The following is a 21,667-nucleotide window of genomic DNA, read 5'->3' as shown; positions in this document are numbered from 1 at the left end:
TCTGCTTTGTCTTACTTATTCGTAGCCTAAAGCACTTTACATGCAAAACCTTTTAAGTAGAAACCTTCTGGATATGCTGTATCGGTTGGGTGGTCAGCGGCTTGTTCAAAACGCTCCACAAACTTTACTTGGCGGTTAGCGTCTACGGCTGCATCAGCGATGATTTTCTGGAACAGAACTTGATCCATCAAGCCAGAGCACGAGTAGGTCAGTAGCGTGCCGCCCGGTTTTAGAATTTGCATTGCAAGCATGTTGATGTCTTTGTAACCACGACATGCGCCGTTTAGTTGTGCTTTGCTCTCTGCGAACTTCGGTGGGTCCATAATAACCACATCGAACTGAGTTCCTTGATCACGATACTCACGAAGTAGCTTAAACACGTCTGCATTTAGGAACACGGCACGCTTCTTCGAAATATCAAACTCGTTTAGCTCTGCGTTGAATTTTGCGGTATCTAAAGCAGGTTGCGACACGTCAGCGTTAATCACACGCTTTGCATCACCTTTTAGAGCGTAAAGTCCGAAGCCACCTGTGTAAGAGAAGCAGTTAAGAACTTCTTTGCCTTTCATATATTTCATCGCTTGCTGGCGACTATCACGTTGATCTAGGTAGAAACCTGTTTTGTGTCCGCCAACGATATCTACACTAATCTTTACGCCATTTTCTTCGATGACGACCGATTTAGGTGGCTCTTCGCCGTGCAAAACGCCCGTGCTCTCTTTTAAACCTTCTTTTTTACGAACGGCCACGTCAGAGCGCTCGTACACATTACAATCAGGGAAGCACTCAACCAGAGCGTCAACAATAGCCTGCTTATTGTGTTCTGCGCCAGCACTGAGAAGTTGGCACACAAAGAAATTTTGGTAACGGTCGATCGTAACGCCAGGTAAGCCGTCAGACTCTGCTGCGATAAGGCGATAACCCGTAAGGCCATCACGTTTGATAATGTCTTCACGAAGAAGTTGTGCGTCTTTAAGTCGTTTAACGAAAAACGCGGTGTCGATTTCTTCTTTATCAAAACTCCAAATACGAGCACGAATTTGTGAAGCTGGCGAATATGCCGCCTTAGCTAGCCATTTACCGTCGTGAGTAAATACATCAACCGTTTCGCCAAGAGCAGGTTCGCCCTCAACTTTGTTGATGCCTCGAGAGAAGATCCAAGGGTGCTTGCGCTTGACCGATTTCTCACGACCTTTAACCAAATAGATAGCAGCTGTCATTTCATTAGCTCTTGTTGAATTTTGAAAGGGGCGTATTGTCCGGGATGTAAATGGTAAAAGCAATATCCCTCGGCAATCCAGTACATTGTAGTGACTTTTAAATACAAAAAAGGTCACTAAAGTGACCCTTTTATTGAATTTGCTGTAATAGATTCCGTTGCTATGCTTTAAGTCCAGTAAGTAGTGCTTCCATTGTGTCGCTTTGCTTACGCAGTTGATCAACGTTTTGTGAAGTCGTGCTTATCATATTGCACACGTTATCTGCTTGAACTCGAATTTCTTCAACGCTTGAGGCGATATTGTCCGCGACTACACCTTGCTCTTCAGCTGCTGTTGCAATTTGAATGCTACTGTCGGAGATAGTTTGATTTTTATCTGCCAAAGAGCCGATTTCGTGATTCACTTCCGTCATGAGGTTTTGTCCCTCATTTGCGTTATTAACTGTCACTTCCATCAGCTTAGTAAGTGACTGACTGTTACGCTGTAACGATTCAATCATCGTTTGGATTTCCACTGTCGCTTGCTGAGTGCGTCCCGCAAGAGCGCGAACCTCATCCGCAACGACCGCAAATCCACGACCTTGTTCTCCAGCACGTGCAGCTTCAATAGCCGCGTTCAGAGCAAGTAGGTTGGTTTGCTCGGAGATCCCATTGATGGTTGTCACGACTTCATCAATTTGTGCTGCATTGGCATCTAACTCGGCAACGGCTTGAGACGCAGATTGAATCTCATTAGAAAGGTTCGAAATCGAGTGAAGCGTATTCTCAACTTTCACTTGTCCAGACTGAGCCACGTTTCGCGCATCATCGGTTTGCGTGCTTGAATCGTGAGCTAGTGTCGCGACTTCTCGAATCGTTGATGCCATCTGTTCAGTTGCACTCGCAAGAGAGTTGAGGTGTTCCTGCTGAGTCGCTGAAATATCTGAACTGTGATGAATCGATTGATTCAGGTCTGAGCTAATTTGTTGCATTAACGCCACAGACTCTTGAATCGACAGCACCATTTGTTGCTCTCGCTCTGCAACTTTGTCTATCGTAATAGCAATTTCACTAAACTCGTCGCGAACAGGGAAGAAGTTCATTCTCGCAGTTAAGTCGCCACCAGCAAGGGTGTTTAATGCTTTGTTCATCGTGAACATCGCGCCGCCAATAAACGTCATGATGTAGTAAACGCCAAGAGCGAGAATAAACAAGCTCACACAGATGATGCTCACTTGAGTCGTTGATAGGGCAGTCCATAAAGAAAGTTCATGGTTTGCAACCAAGCTGTACGCACCATTTAAAACTGACACGGATTGCGGCCCTGAGCCAATAGAAACGGTTTCTGAACCCGCTATGAGGCTTGCTACTTGAGATTGAGAAAGATTGCCTGCCTCTATCAGACCTTTCATAAGCATGAGCTCTTCTTGGTACATACTTGAGATCAGTGTATTAGCCGCGCTATTAAGGACGAGAGTGAGAATGACTAAAGCAAGAAGAGGGAGAACGAAGAGCAAATAGAACTTTTCTTGAATCTTTAAGTGAATGAGATACTTATCAATCCAGCGGAATGGAATTTCTTTCATAATTATAATAACCGTGCAAAAACCCACTATCCTTAGTGGGGTGAATAGACGAAAAGAATATATCACTCAGTAAAAAGAAGCGGTACAAAGATGAACGTAAAGTGTGAGAGATTTATAGTAAAAGGTCATGTTCAAGGCGTGGGCTTTCGTTACCATACTTCCCATCAAGGATTGAAGCTAGGGTTAACAGGTTATGCGAAGAACCTAAACAATGGTGATGTTGAAGTGATGGCGTGTGGAACAGACGCGCAAATAGTTGCGTTTTCGAAATGGTTACAAGAAGGACCGCGAACGGCAACAGTAGAGCATGTGATGCAGGAGCCTGCGTCGTATAAGCCGTTACGCGGTTTTAAAATTTTATGAATCTACAAGCATTTAGCTGGCTTTGGTAGGCCGGCTAATTTGGTTGCTTGTTTGGCTGGCCCCTTTTTAAACAGCTTGAATAGATACTTACTATTACCTTTTTCTGGGCCGTGCGCTTTTTCCATCGCTTTCACAAGCATACGCACTGCAGGGGAGGTATTAAACTCTTCATAAAAGTCTCGCACAAAATGCACAACTTCCAAATGAGCATCCGTAAGCTCGATGTCTTCTTCTTTTGCTAAAAGCTCAATCATACCTTCTTCCCATTGAGTATGATCCAATAAGTAGCCTTGAGCATCCGTTTCAATTTCTTTGCCGTTGTAAACGAACATAACGTTTTATCCGTTAAGTAAACATGGATGTTTATAGATTAGCGACAGCCGAGAATGTTCTCAACAAAAGAATCTCGAAGTCGTATCGAGCGAATCAAAAGCGTACAAAATGGTGAGTGTTTTTGACTGAGCTAGGCACTTTGATAGAAATGCTCTTTTATTCAAATAAATAGGAAACTATTCAGTTTGTTAGAAATTTTACGGGATGAGTACCAACGAAATTGCATGGATATCCAGGCTTATTCATTTTTGTTTTGGTTTTTTCTTGGCTACTTGTCTGATTATGGGATTTTATGGGTGAATGAATAGCTGACAACGTTGTGTTTGTTTTCATAGACCGATATTCTCATTGGATTAATGAAAGCCTGTATTCAGGTTAGAAACAACAATGATGACAAGGAGTTAGTCATGTCGAAACAACGTTACATTGAGATTAATGACAATGTAAAATCCACTTGGTCCATCGAGCGAATTTGGCAACTTGCAGAATCCTTACCTGTAGAAGAAATTGCGATTGCTGATATAAAAGGCCCAAATGAAGTGACTTGGTTTAGTCATGAAGGGCCACAGCCAACCTGCCGTGAAATTGCAAAACATTGCCAACGAATCAACAATGCTGATTTGTCGTATCCGGTAATCTTAACCAGTGACTATCGTGTTTTTGACGGTATGCACCGAATCGCCAAGCAAATCATGTTAGGAGAGGAAACGATTAAAGTGAGACGCTTTAGAGAAAACCCAGAAGCTGACGAAGTTATCGAGTTGGCGGTAGACCAAGCGTAACAAACTGAATTACTTGCAAAGAAAAAGCCCGAAGGAATTACCTTCGGGCTTTTTGATTCTACTTAACGAGAAACGATTAATCGTCGTTCATGATGCCTAGAATGCTTAGTAGGCTGATGAAGATGTTGTAGATTGACACATACAAAGTTACTGTCGCAGAGATGTAGTTTGTTTCACCGCCACGAATAATGCTTTGTGTTGTCATCAGGATCGCCATAGTAGAGAAAATGATAAACAAGCTGCTCAACGCCAAGTGTAAAAGGGTTGATTGAATAAAGAAGCTTGCAATCATGCCCACAACCAGCACAACAAATAGTGATAGCATTAAGCCACCCATCATCGATAGGTCACGTTTCGTTGTTAGTGCGTATGCCGATGCTGCCATGAAAGATAGTGCCGTACCACCGAGTGCGGTTAATACGATATCGCCCATGCCTGCACCTATGTACATGTTTAGAATAGGGCCAACGGTGTAACCTAAGAAGCCAGTAAATAGGAACGTAAACACAAGGCCAAGACTGTTGTTACGGTTTTTTTCTGTTAAGAATAGTAGGCCGTAGAAACCAACCAGCATTAGGATGATACCTGGATGTGGAAGGTTAAATGCCATTGCAACGCCAGCAACGACTGCCGACCATAAAAGTGTCATTGAAAGTAGAGCGTAAGTATTACGCAATACTTTGTTCGTTTGTAGAGCACTTTCTTGAGTTGAAGTGCGGGTAAACATTGGACTGTTCATAATCTTCCTCGATAAGAGACTTTCTTTTAAGTACATTTATGGGATTGAAAGTTCAAAAAATCAAGCCCTAACCATACGTAACTTAGATAAAATAATAATAGAAATAAGATGTTATGTATTTGGCAACTTGTAACACAATATTACTGCCTAGCATAGCTATGTTGATTCTTACACAGATTTTTGAATTTAGTAACAAAAAGCACTGGCTTCATAGAAACCAGTGCTTTTTTATGTCGATTCGGCTAAATCTTAGTGGTGTAAGATTTGCGCTAGGAAGTTTTGGGTCCTATCCGATTGAGGATTCTCAAAGAAGTCGACCGGGTTGTTTTCTTCGATGATCTCTCCTGCGTCCATGAATATCACGCGATCGGCAACCTCTTTAGCAAAGCCCATTTCATGTGTCACACATAGCATAGTCATGCCTTCCTCGGCGAGTTCGACCATTACATCCAGTACTTCGCGAACCATTTCCGGGTCGAGTGCAGATGTTGGCTCATCAAAAAGCATGACTTTAGGGTTCATACACAAAGAGCGAGCAATCGCCACACGTTGTTGCTGACCACCAGACAACTGACCGGGATACTTCTCCGCTTGGTCTGGAATTTTTACACGTTCCAGATATTTCATCGCAACTGCTTCTGCCTCATCTTTTGGCATCTTCTTCACCCAGATAGGCGCGAGCGTACAGTTTTCCAGTACGGTTAAATGAGGGAAGAGATTAAAGTGTTGAAAGCACATGCCCACTTCTCGGCGCACTGCTTCAATGTTCTTTAAGTCTTCAGTTAATTCCGTACCAGAGACGTAAATGCTGCCTGCTTGGTGCTCTTCAAGACGGTTAATACAGCGAATCATCGTTGATTTTCCCGACCCTGATGGACCACAGATAACGATTTTCTCGCCGCGCTTAACGTCGAGGTTAATATTTTTTAGTACGTGAAACTCACCATACCATTTATTCATGTCCTTCAATTGGATCATGTAATCTTGTTGTTGCGTCATAATACGTCCTTGATCTTGATGAGTTATCGTTTGTGACCGGTATGAAGTTTGTTTTCAAGCCATATCGAATAGCGCGACATGCCAAAACAAAATACCCAAAACACTAACGCGACAAATACATAACTTTCTGTAGCAAAACCTAACCATTCAGGGTCGGTGTTTGCTGCTTGCCCTATACCGAGTACGTCAAACATACCAATGATGAGTACCAAACTGGTGTCTTTAAACAAACCGATGAAAGTGTTCACGATAGAAGGAATAGTAATCTTTAGCGCCTGTGGCAAGATAATCAGCCCAGTCTTTTTCCAGTAACTTAACCCAAGCGCATCAGCGGCTTCATATTGACCTTTCGGAATGGCTTGTAGACCACCGCGTACCACTTCTGCCATGTAAGCTGAGGCAAACATAACCACACCGATAAGGGCGCGAATCAGTTTATCTGTCTCTGAACCTTCAGACATAAATAATGGAAGCATAACCGAAGCCATGAACAAAACCGTAATCAGCGGAACGCCACGCCAAACTTCAATGTAGACGGTACAAATGCTGCGAATGATCGGCATCTCTGAACGTCTACCAAGCGCAAGCACCACACCTATTGGCAGTGAAACTACGATACCAACTAACGCAATAATGAGCGTAACGAGTAGTCCACCCCATTTGTGTGTATCGACCACTTCTAGTCCAAAGACACCACCGTATAAAAGTCCAGCGATGATGAATGGGTAGATGTTTACGAAGAAAAGCCAAATCCACATCCGTTTCGGTGTCTTCTCATACGCGAGTAAAACAGTAAATATGGCTAATGTGATATAGAACAGGCGAGGGCGCCATAGTTCGGACTCTGGATAAAAACCATACATGAACTGCTCCCAGCGCACGCTGATAAATACCCAGCAAGCACCATCTCGGCTACAGTCGTCACGCGTTGAGCCAATCCAGTCTGCGTTAATAAACGCCCAATCCACGATATACCATATTGCAGTTACGACAATATACGCAAGAATGACAGTAACAATGGAATTGATAGGGCCATTAAATAGATTTTTCCGCATCCAACCAACGAAGCCTACAGTATTGGCGGGTGGTGGGAGATCCGGTTGAAATTGATGAGTACTCATATTATCTCTCCACCAGCGCGACTTTACGGTTATACAAGTTCATTAATGCAGACGTAATCAGACTTAATGTCAAGTACACGCCCATCGTCATCGCAATGATCTCAATCGCTTGTCCCGTTTGGTTCAGGGTAGTACCAGCAAACACAGAGACAAGATCTGGGTAACCAATCGCCATCGCTAACGATGAGTTTTTGGTGAGGTTGAGATATTGACTGGTTAAAGGTGGAATAATAATTCGTAACGCTTGAGGAATGACAACAAGCTTTAAAGTTTTCGAGCGTGGTAAGCCTAGCGACATCGCTGCTTCGGTTTGACCATGACTAACCGCATTAATACCAGAGCGAACAATCTCAGCAATGAAAGAAGCTGTATAAACACTCAATGCCAAAAGTAGCGCAGCCAATTCAGGAATAATGCTAATACCACCTCGGAAGTTAAACCCTTTTAGTTCAGGATAATTCAGTGAAATTGGCATACCAGCAAGGAAGTACACAACCAATGGAAGGCCAACAACTAAACCCAAAACTATTCTTCCCATTGGGGTTTGTTGCCCAGTGAGACGTTGCTTATTATTCGCCCATATATTAATTAATAAGCTTGCGATTACCCCGAAGATTAACGCCGCAATAACGTAGCTACTGCCAGGTTCCATAGTCGGTGCAGGGAAATATAAGCCACGAACGTTCAGGAAAATAGCTTCACCAAGACTTAAGCTTTGGCGTGGTGAGGGTAATGCTTGAAGAACAGCGAAATACCAGAAGAATATTTGCAGAAGAAGGGGGATATTTCGGAAAGTTTCGATATAAACTGCCGCTAAACGACTAACTAACCAGTTAGAAGAAAGGCGGGCAACCCCCATGGTAAAGCCAATCACAGTAGCCAGAATAATACCTAATACAGAGACTAACGCCGTATTAAGAAGGCCGATGATAAATGTTCTACCGTAAGAGTACGTTTCATCGTATTCAATTAATGTTAACCCAATACCAAACCCGGCTTCTTGATTCAGAAAACCGAAGCCCGTTGCAATACCACGAGCATCTAAGTTATTGAGAGCGTTGTTTACAATCGTGTAAAAGAAAAATACCAGTGCAGCAATGGCAATGATCTGGAAAATAGCAGAACGAAAGGCAGGATTATAAATCAGGCTCTTGCTTCCGCTTGGTTTGGACATCGTACTTGGCGATGCATCTTGTGTCGGTTTCATACAGCGATAACCTCAAACCTTAGTTATAGATATCGGCCTGTATAACGAAGTTTCGTCCTTGCTGGCTAAAGAATAACGCTCTCATGTCTAGCGGCTTACGAACCTTTAAAGCCGTTCCACAAAGCGAGCGCTTTTCGCCATCCAATGAGCGATCCTTACTCATACAGTGAGATATAATCAAGAAAAAGGGCGGCATGAACCGCCCTGATTAACTCTTTCTATCGGATTGGTGGCGCGTACATAAAGCCGCCTGCATTCCATAGCGCATTAACGCCACGAGAGATTTCTAACGGCGAACCAGTACCGACTGTACGTTCGAAGCTTTCACCATAGTTACCAACTTGTTTGATAACCTGGTAGCCCCAATCGTCGCGGATACCCAACCCTTTGCCTTTAGGGCCATCAACACCAAGGATACGTTTGATGTTTGGATCTGTTGACTTCAGCATTTCATCCGCATTCTTCGAACTAATACCGTATTCTTCAGCGTTAATCATCGCAGACAATGTCCACTTAGCGATGTTAAACCATTGATCATCGCCTTGACGAACGACTGGACCTAGTGGCTCTTTAGAGATGATTTCTGGAAGAACGGCCGCAGAGGACGGATCTTTCAAATTCAAACGCAGTGCATAAAGGCCAGATTGGTCAGTTGTTAATACGTCACAGCGTCCCGCATCAAAACCTTTCGAAGTTTGCGCCGCTGTGTCGAATACCACAGGTTTGTACGCCATGCCTTGGTTGCGGAAATAATCTGCAAGGTTTAGCTCGGTTGTTGTACCTGATTGAACACATACCGACGCACCATCAAGCTCTTTAGCACTTGATATACCAAGTTCCTTCTTCACCATAAAACCTTGACCGTCGTAGTAGTTCACACCTACGAAGTTTAGGCCCAGTGCAGTGTCACGGTGGAGAGTCCAGGTCGTGTTACGGGAAAGCACATCAATCTCACCAGATTGAAGCGCAGTGAAACGTTCTTTTGCGGTTAGGGGTACATATTTAACTTTCGTTTTATCCCCAAGAACGGCTGCAGCCAGTGCTTGGCAATATTCTACGTCGATACCTTCCCATTCGCCTTTTGAGTTAGGGTTAGAGAAACCAGGTAGACCGGTACTTACACCACAAGTAAGAAAACCTTGTTTTGTGACTTTGTCCAGAGTAGTGTCTGCTGCTTGAGCTGATGTTGCCATCATCGCAGTAGAAGCCGCTACGACGGAAGCAAGAACTGTGAGTTTATTTGCCATTTGTATCCTTCCTGTATGATCCATGTTTAATCAGGAGTGACCTGAAATAACGTGTCCAATTCGTTAGAGTTATCGTCCTACGTGATTGATTTTCGAAGAAACGGCATTCGATAGATCAACCAGTTATAAGCGTAGGAAAGGATCTGTTAATTCTCAAATATATAATTTAAATGAAGTTTTGAGAGAACTTACAAAGTGCCTTGAGATTTAGAATGACGAAATGTTAATTGTTTGTAAATAGTGCAATTCATGGACAATTTGGTGCATCAGAACAATCAATAGAAGAGTGAACAATACAAAAGAATAAAAAGTTGTTATTAAAACTGTCATTAGCTGAGCAAGGTGAAGTTCAGTAAAAATTCAAACAAAAATTATTTGTGATACCGAAACAGGGTGATGAGCTTGCCCCATTTTTGGTAGCATGGTCTACAACAGCTAATTAGAGTAATCATGGATTGAAATGCGATATTTTCCTCTGTTCTTAGATTTAATTAATAAACCCGTTCTCGTCGTGGGTGGCGGTGAGGTGGCAAGCCGAAAGGTGGAAGCGTTGCTAAAGGCTGGGGCGGATGTGACTATCGTTTCTCCGACGTTGGTTGATTTTCTGTCTAAGCTTGCTTCTGAGCATCAACTGCGCTGGGTACAACGTTTCTATTCGAGTGACATTGTCACTAAAAACTTTGTTCAAGTGTGGGCGACGACAGACAATCCTGAGCTAAATCACCAAGTGTACAAAGATGCCAAAGAGCTAGGCATCTTGGTTAACGTTGTGGATGATAAGCCTTATTGTGATTTCATCACGCCGTCAATGATTAATCGTGGCCGCATCCAAATCGCTATCTCTAGTGGTGGAGCTTCGCCAGTTTTAATTCGAAACATCCGTGAAAAGCTTGAATCGATACTGCCACAAAACATGGGGTTGATGGCGGATTTTGCTAACTCAAAGCGAAACTCAATTAAAGAGGCACTGCCTAGCGTCGATTTACGCCGCAAGTTTTGGGAGCAATTTTTCTCGAATCCCGAGGTGGAAAACGCGCGAGATAATCGTGAGTTAGAAGCAATTTACCAAGCGACCATGGCAACACCTTTAGATGAAAAGGGAAGTTGTACTTGGATACATGTTGGGAAAGATGTTGAGATGTTGCCAATAAAAGCCGTACGCTATATGCAACAAGCGGAGCTGGCTCTGTACTCAACTCGATGTGAAGCGAATGTGTTAGAACTAATACGCAGAGATGCAGAAAGAGAAGCTTTCTCGAGCGCTGCTGAGCTTTCGGATATGCTGGCCAAGGCTAAAGCTGAAAAGCTTCGAATTTGCGTGTTCATACCACAAGGAACGAGCGAATTCGTATTGCTGCAAGGGCAGGACTTGGTTATCTAGCAATGCCAAATGCTAAAAGTGGATACGTAGTTCGTTACACAAAAGCCAATAAAAAACGCCAGCGGATTATGCGCTGGCGTTTTTACTTACTTCTCAGATTGATTAATCACGGAAGTTGTTAAACTGGAATGGGATACCCATCTCTGCTTCACGAATCGCTGCCATTGTCGCTTGCAGGTCGTCGCGTTTCTTACCAGTAACACGTACTTTGTCGCCTTGAATAGAAGCTTGTACTTTTAACTTTGCGTCTTTGATAAGTTTCACTACTTTTTTCGCCGTTGGAGTATCAATACCTTGACGGAAAAGCAGAGTTTGGTGCCAGTTTTTACCAGTAACGTCTGGGTCTTGTGCATCCATTGCGTTCGCGTCAATGTTACGCTTCGCTAAGTGGCCGCGTAAAATGTCGCGCATTTGCTTAAGTTGGAAGTCACCTTCCGCAGACATTTTTACGTTTTCTTCTACTAGCTCAAAGCTCGCATTTACGTTGCGGAAATCGAAACGAGTAGACAATTCACGGTTAGCGTTATCAACGGCGTTACGTAGTTCAACCGTATCGATTTCAGAAACAATATCAAACGATGGCATGAAGATTCCTTGATTATTTTGTTATAGGGACTTTCGGGACTTAACAGCGCTTGCCAGCATATCTAGCATTGTAGCAGTGTCTTCCCAACCTAGGCATGGATCTGTAATAGACTGACCATACGTTAGGTTATTGATGTCAGTCATTGGCTGATTGCCTTCAAGAATAAAGCTTTCAGCCATGATACCCGCAATACGAGTGCTGCCTGACTTAATTTGGTTACAAATGTCTTGAGCTACGTCGATTTGTTTTCTGTGTTGCTTCTGACAGTTTGCATGGCTGAAATCCACAACCAAACGTTGTGGCAATCCAAACTCAGCTAAAGCATCACATGCTTGTTTGACTGATGCTTCATCAAAGTTAGGGCCTTTTTCTCCACCGCGCAGAATAATATGACCGTAAGGGTTGCCACTTGTGCGGTAAACCGTCATTCGACCGTTCTTATCTGGCGAGTAGAAGTAATGCGATGCTTTCGATGCGCGAATTGCATCAATTGCAATTTTTACGTTGCCATTTGTGCCATTTTTGAAACCAACTGGGCAAGATAGTGCCGACGCCATTTCACGGTGAATTTGTGATTCCGTTGTGCGAGCACCAATCGCGCCCCAAGTGATCAAATCCGCGATGTATTGGCCAGTGATCATATCAAGAAACTCAGTAGCAGTCGCAAGACCAAGCTTGTTGATATCCAGTAGTAGTTTACGAGCTTTATGAAGACCAGCTTCAAGTGCGTAAGAACCATCTAGGTTAGGGTCCGTAATCAAACCTTTCCAACCAACTACTGTACGAGGCTTTTCAAAGTAAGTACGCATCACGATAAACAGTTCGTCTTTGTACTTGTCTTGGATTTCACTCAGGCGAGTGGCGTAATCAATGGCAGCTTCAGTGTCGTGAACAGAACACGGACCTACAATCGCAAGAAGGCGATCGTCTTCACCCGATAAAATGTTTTCAATCTGACGACGAGATTGAGCGATACGGTCTGCAACGTCATCCGTAATAGGATGTACACTACCTAGCTCTGCTGGGGTAGGCATTGGACCCAAAGGTTGGGTTCTCAATTCATCTGTTTTTATAGGCATGTTATAGCTTTATTCTCTATTGCGAAGGGGTAAAGATAACGGAATTACAGGCAGGAATAAACCGTTTCACGGGAATCTTCGCCAGGAAATACCGAATTGTATACAAAGGTGTAGGTATTCATTTAAATGACTTATGTATAAATGACAAAACTTGATCATTAAATCAATATATATACATTTGAATTTATAACCATTTTATCTATCTCGCTGTAAGGTAATCTAAGTAACTGCGATAAACTTCATACCTCACGGGTGACGCCGTCACTTCCTGAAGGTTAAATAACTCGTGAGATCGAGCTTTTGTTAACATTTCTTTGACATCTATTTCTTTCGTTGATTAACTGGTCTGACTAGATTGGTAAGGAGACCAAAATGTTATCAGCTCTACGTCGTGCGAATTTGTATCTAAATCTGTTTGGCTTTTCTAAAGTGCCGCTGATTTGGCTTTGCCACCCTAAAATCATTGCGATAGATAGCAAGCATGTTGAGGTTCGTATCCCATTGCGCAGAAGGACGAAGAACCACCTGAATAGCATGTATTTCGGTGCTTTAGCCGTTGGCGCTGATGTTGCTGGTGGTTTTCTTGCTATGAGTAAAGCGCAAGAAAAGGGAGAAGCGATCTCGCTGGCATTTAAAGGTGTGAAAGCCGAGTTTTTAAAGCGCCCGGAAGCCGATGTGCACTTTGTTTGTAACGATGGTCATGTCATTGATGAGATGCTCGAGCACACCTTGGCAACGGGTGAACGAGTAAATCGTGACGTAAAAATTGTCGCGCTGTGTCCTAACTTACATGGTGACGAGCCAATGGCTGAATTCTCGCTTACTCTTTCGATAAAAAAAGCAGCCCAACAAAGAAAAGAGGCTGCCTAGTGGTTTGTGGCTCGCTTGTTTAAAGGTGGTGGCTTAATTGAGTTCAATCTTCTCGATAGAGACGATTTTGGAGCGATTTAAGACCACTTTCCAGCGGTAATAAACAGGCTCATCGGTGTGGTTGTCCTCTTTGACAATCACATTGAGCAAATGACGTTTCTCTACTGACTCTTTGGTTACTTGACCTTCATTTAAACGGTAAACTCGGTTTGAGCTTTTATCCATCAAGCGGATGATAGGGCGCAAACTGATGTTCAATGTTTCTCTCGTTTGTTCGTAACCACTCAAGAAAAGAGAGGTCGCCATTTCGGTTTTCTCGTGATAATGAAGAATCTGCTCTTCACGTTGCACGACGCGTTTTTTACGTATTCTTTGAATCTTATCCGGCAAGCTACTTAAGGTACGATAATCGAGCCACTCCAATTTTTTGCCAACCACTTTTTTCGTCGTTGGATCAACATACTTCTTACGCCATTTTGGCTTGCCTTTACGGATCCATCGCCACATGGCATCGCGTAAATCATCTTTAAAGATTTCTCGTAAAGCGTAAATAAAAGACATCGCGATAATGAATGAGGCAGAAATTTCCCCCAGATAATCGCGAGCGAGAATCACTGTCGAGGTCACGACAACCATCACTAAACCGGTTGCAATACCTTTGATAGCGCGCTTAATGTTGTTACCCATCGATATGGTTTCTTCACGAAGCACGATAGGGTGTTCAATCAATCGCCTTAGCAAGCGCATTTTGTTAGATAGGCGAGTAACGTCTTCAACGACTCTTGATGAGTTGTATTTGTTGAGTTTACGATGGGCTTGCTCTTTCTCACATAGCGTGATCAGACGCTTTTTGATCGTGCCATAGTCGCCTTCACGTGGTAGATGGGCCACCAGTGACAGGAACTTTTGCTCGGTATACCAAGACAGATAGTTATCGATGTTAACGTAGTAGCGTTTTAAGTTCTCTTCATAAGGAATAGAACGCCGCAAGCGCTTTAAGATCTCAAGCGTGAGCTCGATAACTTCGTCCACTTCATCTTCCGTTACGGAGTTGTTCTCATGCTTGTTTAAACTTGCTACCGCTTTGTCTAGCGCGATAACGTATTGGTAAGCGAACAAACTCAAACTTACTCGGTATTGCTGATTCGACAGGCGTCCACGTTTGGCAAGTCGACTGTGTACTAGCGGAAGAAGGATTTCAGTACTGTAATAAGATCGTTGCTGTGTGATTGAGGTGTAATAAAATTCGGATTCACTGATGATATCGGCGTTTAAACCAAGCTCACCAGGTATAAAAAAGTAAATATCTAGGTCGACACTTTTGCTCTTTGCGAGTGCATGACTGATTTTTAATGTTATTGAGTCTTGTTTATCGACGGTGACCAAAGAAAGCTCCTGACTTTGCTAAAGCATTCTTAACTTATGCGTTCCGTTGAGCAGGTAAGTATAAGAGTGCTAAAAGAGTGACTGGGGCATATAGCTGAACGACAACAGCATAACAGAGCACTATGCTTTTCTCTCTGATTTTCTTGTTAGTTTAGGTATAATTCCACGTAAATTTAAAAAGAGACAAAATCAATGATTAAAATTGGTCAAATTAACAGCTTAGAAGTCATTAAAAAGGCTGATTTTGGCGTATTTCTGGATGGCGATGATTACGGTTCTGTTCTACTACCTAGTAAGTATGTACCAGAGGGTACTGAAATTGGTGAGTATGTAGACGTATTTCTGTACTTCGATTCAGAAAGCCAACTTGCTGCGACCATTGAAAGACCAATTGCCCAAGTGGGTGAGTGGGGTTTAATGAAGATTGAGGGTGTGAATGCGACAGGTGCTTTTGTAAATTGGGGCATCAAAGAAAAGGACTTACTGATTCCTTTTAGTGAGCAACGCACTCGCTTCTCTGCCGGACAAACCATTTTAGTGTATGTTTATACCGACAAAGCGTCAGGTCGCATTGTTGGTACGACTAAGTTCAATAAATGGTTAGATAAAACTCCAGCGAATTATGAAGTTAACGAACAAGTTGATTTGATCATCGCAGAGCGTAGTCAACTTGGTTATAAAGCTATCGTTAACGGTAAGCATTGGGGCATGATTTTCCCATCGGATGTTTTTGGTAAGCTTTACATCGGTAAAAAGCTGAAAGGCTTTATTAAGCACATTCGTGAAGATGGTAAAATCGACCTTGCTCTACAAAAAGTAGGTGTGGCGAAAATGGACGATCTTTCTAGTAAGATCCTTGACCTGCTAGAGAAGAAAGGCGGATTTTTGCCTTTGAATGACAAGTCGTCTCCTGAAGCGATTTTTGATGCTTTCCGCACAAGTAAAGGGACTTATAAAAAGACCATCGGTGGCTTATACAAGCAGGGTAAAATTGTCATTGAGAAAGACGGTATTCGTCTAGCGTAGTCCAAACTCACGTATAGCGGATCTACAGCCAAAAAAACGGCCCAAACTTTTCCTTTTTTTGGGCCTAGGGGAAACGGCTCCGCAGAGCCTGCGCTAAACTTGTCCAACAATAATTTTGTTGGTGAACATAGAGAGAAATGCCACATCAAAGCATTACTTTGATACAACTAGTTTAGTACAGCGTGTCCGGATCGCTAGCGAGCCCACTTGCTTTCATACTTACGAATTAAAAAGCCATCGCAAATACGATGGCTTTTCATTTATTTATGGTTCGTTTTACGTCTTTTAAAATAAGTTCTTATCTCGTACTAATTCGCGAGGGAGACCATTCTTTATTCGGTTGCTTACCCACTTGCCAAGGCCAATAACTGCGCCTTGATAGGTGACAAGCACTTCGCCTTTACCTGTTTTCATTCCCTCAGGAATGGTTTGTGGGCGAACATCACGCCCCATGTACCATTCGCGCGCTTCTTCAATACTGAGTTCAATGGCGTTGCTTTCAGAACCTGTCGCCAGGGCAGTCGCGACTTGGTGTTGCCAACGGTAGCCATTTTTATGTGCTTCCGCGATCTTTATACCCATACGGGAGAAGCGTAATTCGCCGATCATCGCTTCTAAAGCATTAGGGAATAACCAGACATCTTTATCGCGAAGCCATACAGAACTGTCATTTGGAAGTTTAATACCTAACGCGCTTTGGAGTTGTTGAGCAATTTCTGTCGATTCTTTTTTTGAAGTTTTAGCAAAGGGGAATTTCCCCATGCGCTTTTTGACTTCTGGCGCCTCAACAGCAGCCTGTTTGCGAATTCTTGCAACAAAGAACCCTTCACAGTCGTAGACCTGCGGGAAAATATGCAAAAAGCCTTCTTCAGTTAGAGCTGCCTCTGCGTTTTCAAACAAGTTCTCAAGGCTTTCAAACTCTACAGCATCCCCAAAGGTTTCTTTCAAGTGTTGACAAACTTGTTGGTTTTCTTCTGTACTGAGCGTACATGTTGAGTAAACCATCACACCACCGGGCTTTAATGCATGGAAGGCGCTTTCAATAAGATCTTTCTGTGTGTCAGCGATGTCGAGTACGGAAGCTTGCGTCCAGTTTTTCATCGCATCTTCGTCTTTGCGAACGGTGCCTTCTCCAGAGCAAGGCGCGTCGAGCAAAACCGCATCAAATTGTTCTGGTAGCCAACCGCCAAAAACGCGCCCATCGAAGTTACTTAGTGCGGCGTTACGTACTCCACAACGTTCCACATTAGCGTGCAGTACTTTTACACGACTTGCGGCGTATTCATTGGCCACAAGCACACCTTCGTTGTTCATTAAAGCTGCAATTTGAGTGGTTTTTGAGCCTGGAGCGGCTGCAGTATCTAACACGGCATCGTAAGATTCATCATTCATAAACAGAGCAGATACCGGCATCATTGAACTGGCTTCTTGAATGTAGAATAAGCCAGACATGTGTTCTGCTGTGTTGCCTAATGGTACAACTGACTCGTCCGCTTCAATCCAAAACCCCGTGTCACACCAAGGCACAGGAGAAAGCTTCCAGCCTTTTGTTTCTGCTCGTTCTAAAAACGCTTCAACGCTGATCTTCAACGTATTAACTCGAATACTTTTGCGCAGTGGCTTTTGGCAAGACGCGATAAAGTCTTCCATATTGAGGTGAGCAGGAAGGATCGTTTGGATTTTTTCCAGAAACGCGTCTGGGATGTAAACATTAGGATGCAATGTGGGATCTCGTTTGCAGAATTTGTGGCAAATAATATACGAAAGCGAAGCAGAAACGAATAGTGACAAGGGCCGAGCAATAAAAAAGAGCAGCGATTGCTGCTCTTTTAAAGTGATCAAACTTCAATTGTACGTGAATTGAGCTTTATTCTACGGCTTAGGAATCGCTGTACGCCATTGAGTCCAACCTTCTTCAGCTTGTGGATACAAAAAGAAAGATTGCCCACTCTTTGCCGCTGGTGGAATAGTCGATTGCTCTGGCGTTGAAAACGCAATTCCTCCGCGAACTAAACTATCAAAGGTTCCCGCTTTGATGTTAGCGCCAGTAAGCCCGATGGAAACATCTACTCCTGAAACATTCCAGAACACACTGTTTTGACGAACGAGGTAAGCATATTCAGGCTGTATTTTGATAGTCGTGACGATGCGATCAGCAAATTCTCCTAGGCTTACGTCGGTCACTTGGCCAACTTCCATCTGGCGGTAAAGAATAGGTGTACCGACTTGTACTGAGCCTCTTTGTTCACTTTGTAACGTAAACATGATTCCATGCACGCGTTCTGAACTATTTTCTAACTGAAAATCAAATTTGGCTTTACCTTTACCTGGTTCAACACTGATGGATTTCGACACCAACGCTCCGAGGTTTTTAACGCCACCTAAACCAATTTCTGGTTCAGTTAGCCAAAAATGTGAGCCTTCAACCGCAATGTTTTCTACGTATTCAGGTAGGATCCTTGCAGTGACTTCAACCATGTTACGACGAAAATTCGGTACAACCAGAGTGATTTCACCAACTTTAACACCTTGATATTCAATCGGCATTCCTTTAGCAATCTCTTGCGAACCGTCGGTTTCTAAAGCAATGACGCGCCCAAACTTGCGAGCGGTTTTTTGATCAGAATACAGCTTCCAGTTTTCTCCGATTTTGTTTTCAACGCCTGGCACGGAGTCAAAAGCAATGCCACCTTCGATTAACGACTTCAAAGGGTGTGCTTTCACACTGACGCCAGCTAATGATGCATCTATCTCAATCCCTGAACGATTCCAAAAAACGGTTTGTGGCGTTACAAGATAAGCGAAGCGGTTTTCGATAGTAGCCTTAATTAGTACTCCGCCATCAACTAGTTGGAAATCGGAGACGTTACCAACTGGAAGATTACGATAGAGTAGAGGGCTGCCTTTGGAAATCGGCGGCAATTCAGAAGCAAATAGTGTTAGCGCCCTAGAGCCACTTTGATTGTACTGCGCCAATTCAGCCAATGATTCATTTTGGAACAGTTGATACTCTTTTTGAATATCCTGCTTGCCTTCGCTCACAAAACTAATTGACCCGGTTAACAACTGCTTTGCTGGAGGAACGGTAACGCTGAGCCCGGATTCAGTTAACTCTGCTGATGCACTGCCGGTTAGATAAAAACGATTGTTTGATTTGATCAGATGTTTGTATTCATGGTCAATCAATACATCCATAAATACTTCGTGTTGTGATTTTTTATCTTCCTTAACTAGGCCCACTTTGATGATTGAACCAACAACGATGCCTTTATAAAGTACATTGGCACCGCTATCTAGGCCAAACGAATTGTCGGACACCAACCGAATCGCGATGGACTTTTCTTGCTGTTGGTTAAACACGTTTTTACGAATGGCAGTAAAGCGGCGAGAGCGTTCACCCGCGCCCGGCACGATCGTTAAGAAGTTTCCTCGCACTAAATTAGCAATGTTTTCAACACCAGAAAGGGACACTTTTGCTTCTTCTAAGACAAATCGAGTACCTGTCGTCAGCATGTCACTAAAAGCGGGTTGAATTGCCGCTGACGCCAATATCACTTCTCGGCCTTCGGAAAGGCTCAAGTCCGTAACTTGGCCAATTTCGATTCCGCGATACATAATTGGAGCGCCTTCTCCGCTGATCTTGCTGTCATCAGGTAGGACGATTTTAACCGCGATGCCTCGACCAGCAGTTTTCAAATCTTTATACAAACGGAACTCGGTGTTCTCTTCTACAGGCTCACCATCATCCGGAGAGTCGACGGCGATGGCGCCACCTAGTAAGGCACTCATGCTTTCTAGTCTTACATCGACACCTTCAAAACCGATGCTGGCACCAATTCCACTGACGTTCCAGAATCGACTGCGGTTGTTAATGATATGTCGGTATTGATCCTGAATGTTGGCTTGAATAGTGATAGATTTTGCATCTTCATCTAGCTGGTAACTGTACACTTCACCGATTGGGATTTTCTTATAAACAATTTGAGAGCCAACCGATACACCACCTAAATCACGGCTTTTGAGCTTAATATTCAAACCTTGAGAAACGCGTAAATCTGTTGGGGCAGAGTCTAACGCATGGAATGTTGTCTCAAACTCTTGACCATCTCCGGGTTGAATCGAGATGTAGTTACCTGAGACGAGCGCATCCAGTCCGGAAACTCCCGTTAGGCTAGCTGTTGGTTTTACTAACCAAAAGCGTGTTTTATCGTTCAGTAACTTTGCAGCTTCAGGATAGATATCAGCATCGACATAAATACTGCCGAGATCTTCGGTGAGGTTAATGTCTCTTACCATGCCGACTTCTAATCCTTGGTAACGGATAGTGGTTCGGCCGGCGACAAGACCAGCGGCATCAGAAAAATAGATTTGCACTCGTTGTCCTGCATCGTGTATCGACTTCACAACAAGCCAGCCAGCTAAGACCATGGTCAAAATTGGCAACAGCCAAAGAGGAGATATGCCTTTACTCCGCTTTACATCTGGTACGTATGACGTTTGAGAACTGTTCTGATCACTCATTCATTGACTCTTTTTCTGATTGTTTTGGGCTTGTTTGGTCCCAGATTAGCCTTGGATCAATACTTTCTGCTGCAAGCATGGTCAATACAACGACAACACCAAATGCTACCGCGCCATATCCTGGTGTGAAATCCAGTATCTGACCACGATCGACTAAAGTCATCATGATAGAAATAACAAACAAATCCATCACAGACCATTTACCGATCCATTTAACAACAAAGTAAACCATCATTCGTTGTCTCTTAAACACCGAACGTTTGAATTGGATGCAAAGCATGATGTAGGCGAGCCCAAGTATTTTAATCACCGGGACAACGATACTGGCAACAAAAATGATCGCAGCGATTCCATACATGCCGCTTTTTACCAAACCAGCCACGCCTGAAAAAATAGTGTCCTCCAAACGCTTACCATTGGTAAGCAAGATGGAAATAGGGATCAGGTTAGCAGGGAAGATGGCGACCGTTGCTGCGATGAGGTAAGCCCATGTTTTCTGAATGGAGTTTGGCTTGCGATGATATAACTCGTGATGACAACGCTGGCAATGGTCACCTTCAGGTTGGGACAAGTGGCATTCATGGCAATGCACATCTTTATGCTCAAAAGCATATAAACTTTCTGGCTTCCAAGCTTCCCAATAACGACGGACGCTGATTCTTGAAACTAACAAAACGGTAAATATCTGCAAAAGAACCAGACCAATTAACCCTGGACCGACGAAAATGTCGGAATAATCTTGGAGTTTAAAACAGGAAATGGCGATGCTAACTAAGAACACATCCAACATAACCCAATGCTTCAAATGTTGAATTAGCCACAGTGAGATACGAAGCCCACGGAACCATCGTTGATGTAAAGAAATATGTGCCGTTACCACTGAAACACAAACCGTCAGTGGCGCAAGAGAGCCACAAAATAGAATGAGCAATGAAAGAAGAACAAATCCTTCTTCCATCAATGTGATCATCCCTGAAGGTAGGGTTGCCGGAATCATCACACCAAAGAGTCGGATGCTAATAAAGTTAAAAAAGTGCGATGGAATAAATAGTAGGATGCAGGTTATCGCGACGGCTAGATTACCAGAGAGGCTAGGGCTACCTCCGCGATATAATTGTGTACCACAACGAGGGCAGTGTGCATTTTTGCCATGGGGTAAGTCGACGATGTCGACAGGCAATTCACAACCTTGGCACAAACGTACGTTATTGGGTTGCATGGCGTGCTTAGACAGAGAGGTCAT

At 43.5% G+C, this 21,667-nt stretch carries 19 protein-coding genes; 5 read left to right on the top strand and 14 right to left on the bottom strand.

Going from position 1 to position 21,667, the window contains the following annotated elements:
* Positions 1-26 precede the first annotated feature (26 nt).
* Positions 27-1,220 (bottom strand): class I SAM-dependent methyltransferase, encoded by a 1,194-nt coding sequence (locus tag R8O10_RS09505; RefSeq protein ID WP_017634613.1) that lies wholly within the window; start codon positions 1,218-1,220, stop codon positions 27-29.
* A gap of 160 nt (positions 1,221-1,380) precedes the next feature.
* Positions 1,381-2,784 carry a methyl-accepting chemotaxis protein gene (locus R8O10_RS09500; protein WP_053304484.1) on the bottom strand — a complete coding sequence of 468 codons (1,404 nt, stop codon included), beginning with the start codon at positions 2,782-2,784 and terminating at the stop codon, positions 1,381-1,383.
* 90 nt (positions 2,785-2,874) lie between these two features.
* On the opposite strand from R8O10_RS09500, the gene yccX reads away from it, so the two are divergent.
* The gene (yccX, locus tag R8O10_RS09495; protein WP_033905335.1) at positions 2,875-3,147 is read left to right on the top strand and encodes an acylphosphatase; all 273 of its coding nucleotides are present in this window, start codon (positions 2,875-2,877) and stop codon (positions 3,145-3,147) included.
* A gap of 2 nt (positions 3,148-3,149) precedes the next feature.
* On the opposite strand, the gene R8O10_RS09490 is transcribed toward yccX, so the two are convergent.
* On the bottom strand, positions 3,150-3,479 hold the full coding sequence (locus tag R8O10_RS09490) for a TusE/DsrC/DsvC family sulfur relay protein (RefSeq protein ID WP_005377396.1): 330 nt from the start codon (positions 3,477-3,479) through the stop codon (positions 3,150-3,152).
* 408 nt (positions 3,480-3,887) lie between these two features.
* On the opposite strand from R8O10_RS09490, the gene R8O10_RS09485 reads away from it, so the two are divergent.
* Positions 3,888-4,262: a chromosome partitioning protein ParB gene (locus tag R8O10_RS09485; RefSeq protein WP_042523006.1), complete on the top strand. Its 375-nt coding sequence runs from the start codon at positions 3,888-3,890 to the stop codon at positions 4,260-4,262.
* 76 nt (positions 4,263-4,338) lie between these two features.
* Here R8O10_RS09485 and R8O10_RS09480 read toward each other — a convergent pair whose 3' ends face one another.
* The 5 genes from R8O10_RS09480 to R8O10_RS09460 all read right to left on the bottom strand — a co-directional run bounded on the left by R8O10_RS09480 (position 4,339) and on the right by R8O10_RS09460 (position 9,575).
* Complete coding sequence (locus tag R8O10_RS09480; RefSeq protein WP_025766607.1) at positions 4,339-5,001, bottom strand: Bax inhibitor-1/YccA family protein; 663 nt, start codon at positions 4,999-5,001, stop codon at positions 4,339-4,341.
* A gap of 249 nt (positions 5,002-5,250) precedes the next feature.
* Positions 5,251-6,000, bottom strand: a complete 750-nt coding sequence (locus R8O10_RS09475) for an amino acid ABC transporter ATP-binding protein (protein WP_005377400.1) — start codon at positions 5,998-6,000, stop codon at positions 5,251-5,253.
* 23 nt (positions 6,001-6,023) lie between these two features.
* Positions 6,024-7,121 (bottom strand): amino acid ABC transporter permease, encoded by a 1,098-nt coding sequence (locus R8O10_RS09470; RefSeq protein ID WP_005389988.1) that lies wholly within the window; start codon positions 7,119-7,121, stop codon positions 6,024-6,026.
* A 1-nt stretch (position 7,122) separates the two neighbouring features.
* On the bottom strand, positions 7,123-8,328 hold the full coding sequence (locus R8O10_RS09465) for an amino acid ABC transporter permease (RefSeq protein WP_170890643.1): 1,206 nt from the start codon (positions 8,326-8,328) through the stop codon (positions 7,123-7,125).
* Positions 8,329-8,546: 218 nt separating this feature from the next.
* Complete coding sequence (locus R8O10_RS09460) at positions 8,547-9,575, bottom strand: amino acid ABC transporter substrate-binding protein (protein WP_005377403.1); 1,029 nt, start codon at positions 9,573-9,575, stop codon at positions 8,547-8,549.
* Between the two features lie 460 nt (positions 9,576-10,035).
* Between R8O10_RS09460 and R8O10_RS09455 the strand changes: the two genes are divergently transcribed.
* A complete protein-coding gene (locus R8O10_RS09455; RefSeq protein WP_033905330.1) occupies positions 10,036-10,956 on the top strand; it encodes a bifunctional precorrin-2 dehydrogenase/sirohydrochlorin ferrochelatase in 921 nt (306 codons plus the stop codon).
* 102 nt (positions 10,957-11,058) lie between these two features.
* On the opposite strand, the gene R8O10_RS09450 is transcribed toward R8O10_RS09455, so the two are convergent.
* Complete coding sequence (locus R8O10_RS09450; protein ID WP_005377415.1) at positions 11,059-11,541, bottom strand: YajQ family cyclic di-GMP-binding protein; 483 nt, start codon at positions 11,539-11,541, stop codon at positions 11,059-11,061.
* Positions 11,542-11,562: 21 nt separating this feature from the next.
* Positions 11,563-12,621, bottom strand: coding sequence for a 3-deoxy-7-phosphoheptulonate synthase (locus R8O10_RS09445; protein WP_005390197.1), 1,059 nt, complete (start codon positions 12,619-12,621; stop codon positions 11,563-11,565).
* A 372-nt stretch (positions 12,622-12,993) separates the two neighbouring features.
* Between R8O10_RS09445 and R8O10_RS09440 the strand changes: the two genes are divergently transcribed.
* A complete protein-coding gene (locus R8O10_RS09440) occupies positions 12,994-13,491 on the top strand; it encodes a DUF4442 domain-containing protein (protein WP_005377418.1) in 498 nt (165 codons plus the stop codon).
* Between the two features lie 33 nt (positions 13,492-13,524).
* On the opposite strand, the gene R8O10_RS09435 is transcribed toward R8O10_RS09440, so the two are convergent.
* Positions 13,525-14,877, bottom strand: coding sequence for a hypothetical protein (locus R8O10_RS09435; protein ID WP_005377421.1), 1,353 nt, complete (start codon positions 14,875-14,877; stop codon positions 13,525-13,527).
* Positions 14,878-15,069: 192 nt separating this feature from the next.
* On the opposite strand from R8O10_RS09435, the gene R8O10_RS09430 reads away from it, so the two are divergent.
* Positions 15,070-15,903, top strand: a complete 834-nt coding sequence (locus tag R8O10_RS09430; protein WP_054576876.1) for a S1 RNA-binding domain-containing protein — start codon at positions 15,070-15,072, stop codon at positions 15,901-15,903.
* A 285-nt stretch (positions 15,904-16,188) separates the two neighbouring features.
* On the opposite strand, the gene rsmF is transcribed toward R8O10_RS09430, so the two are convergent.
* The 3 genes from rsmF to R8O10_RS09415 form a co-directional block, all read right to left on the bottom strand.
* The gene (rsmF, locus tag R8O10_RS09425) at positions 16,189-17,625 is read right to left on the bottom strand and encodes a 16S rRNA (cytosine(1407)-C(5))-methyltransferase RsmF (protein ID WP_238967060.1); all 1,437 of its coding nucleotides are present in this window, start codon (positions 17,623-17,625) and stop codon (positions 16,189-16,191) included.
* A 150-nt stretch (positions 17,626-17,775) separates the two neighbouring features.
* Positions 17,776-20,424: an MlaD family protein gene (locus R8O10_RS09420; protein WP_318191331.1), complete on the bottom strand. Its 2,649-nt coding sequence runs from the start codon at positions 20,422-20,424 to the stop codon at positions 17,776-17,778.
* Entirely contained in the window at positions 20,417-21,667 is a 1,251-nt protein-coding gene (locus R8O10_RS09415) for a paraquat-inducible protein A (protein WP_318191330.1), read from the bottom strand. The genes R8O10_RS09420 and R8O10_RS09415 overlap by 8 nt, the downstream gene beginning before the upstream one ends.

The organism is Vibrio sp. 1727, assembly GCF_033344415.1.
In the GTDB taxonomy this organism is placed as follows: Bacteria; Pseudomonadota; Gammaproteobacteria; order Enterobacterales; family Vibrionaceae; genus Vibrio; species Vibrio alginolyticus.
This window is presented reverse-complemented; position numbering and strand designations above follow the sequence as displayed.

Bases quoted from the DNA above. Each gene is read 5' to 3' on its own strand.
- yccX (WP_033905335.1), top strand. From the start codon at position 2,875: ATGAACGTAAAGTGTGAGAGATTTATAGTAAAAGGTCATGTTCAAGGC.
- R8O10_RS09470 (WP_005389988.1), bottom strand. From the start codon at position 7,121: ATGAGTACTCATCAATTTCAACCGGATCTCCCACCACCCGCCAATACT.
- R8O10_RS09455 (WP_033905330.1), top strand. From the start codon at position 10,036: ATGCGATATTTTCCTCTGTTCTTAGATTTAATTAATAAACCCGTTCTC.
- R8O10_RS09430 (WP_054576876.1), top strand. From the start codon at position 15,070: ATGATTAAAATTGGTCAAATTAACAGCTTAGAAGTCATTAAAAAGGCT.
- R8O10_RS09445 (WP_005390197.1), bottom strand. From the start codon at position 12,621: ATGCCTATAAAAACAGATGAATTGAGAACCCAACCTTTGGGTCCAATG.
- R8O10_RS09465 (WP_170890643.1), bottom strand. From the start codon at position 8,328: ATGAAACCGACACAAGATGCATCGCCAAGTACGATGTCCAAACCAAGC.
- R8O10_RS09440 (WP_005377418.1), top strand. From the start codon at position 12,994: ATGTTATCAGCTCTACGTCGTGCGAATTTGTATCTAAATCTGTTTGGC.
- R8O10_RS09475 (WP_005377400.1), bottom strand. From the start codon at position 6,000: ATGACGCAACAACAAGATTACATGATCCAATTGAAGGACATGAATAAA.
- R8O10_RS09485 (WP_042523006.1), top strand. From the start codon at position 3,888: ATGTCGAAACAACGTTACATTGAGATTAATGACAATGTAAAATCCACT.
- R8O10_RS09460 (WP_005377403.1), bottom strand. From the start codon at position 9,575: ATGGCAAATAAACTCACAGTTCTTGCTTCCGTCGTAGCGGCTTCTACT.
- R8O10_RS09490 (WP_005377396.1), bottom strand. From the start codon at position 3,479: ATGTTCGTTTACAACGGCAAAGAAATTGAAACGGATGCTCAAGGCTAC.
- R8O10_RS09415 (WP_318191330.1), bottom strand. From the start codon at position 21,667: ATGACCTCTCTGTCTAAGCACGCCATGCAACCCAATAACGTACGTTTG.
- R8O10_RS09480 (WP_025766607.1), bottom strand. From the start codon at position 5,001: ATGAACAGTCCAATGTTTACCCGCACTTCAACTCAAGAAAGTGCTCTA.
- R8O10_RS09420 (WP_318191331.1), bottom strand. From the start codon at position 20,424: ATGAGTGATCAGAACAGTTCTCAAACGTCATACGTACCAGATGTAAAG.
- R8O10_RS09450 (WP_005377415.1), bottom strand. From the start codon at position 11,541: ATGCCATCGTTTGATATTGTTTCTGAAATCGATACGGTTGAACTACGT.
- R8O10_RS09500 (WP_053304484.1), bottom strand. From the start codon at position 2,784: ATGAAAGAAATTCCATTCCGCTGGATTGATAAGTATCTCATTCACTTA.
- R8O10_RS09505 (WP_017634613.1), bottom strand. From the start codon at position 1,220: ATGACAGCTGCTATCTATTTGGTTAAAGGTCGTGAGAAATCGGTCAAG.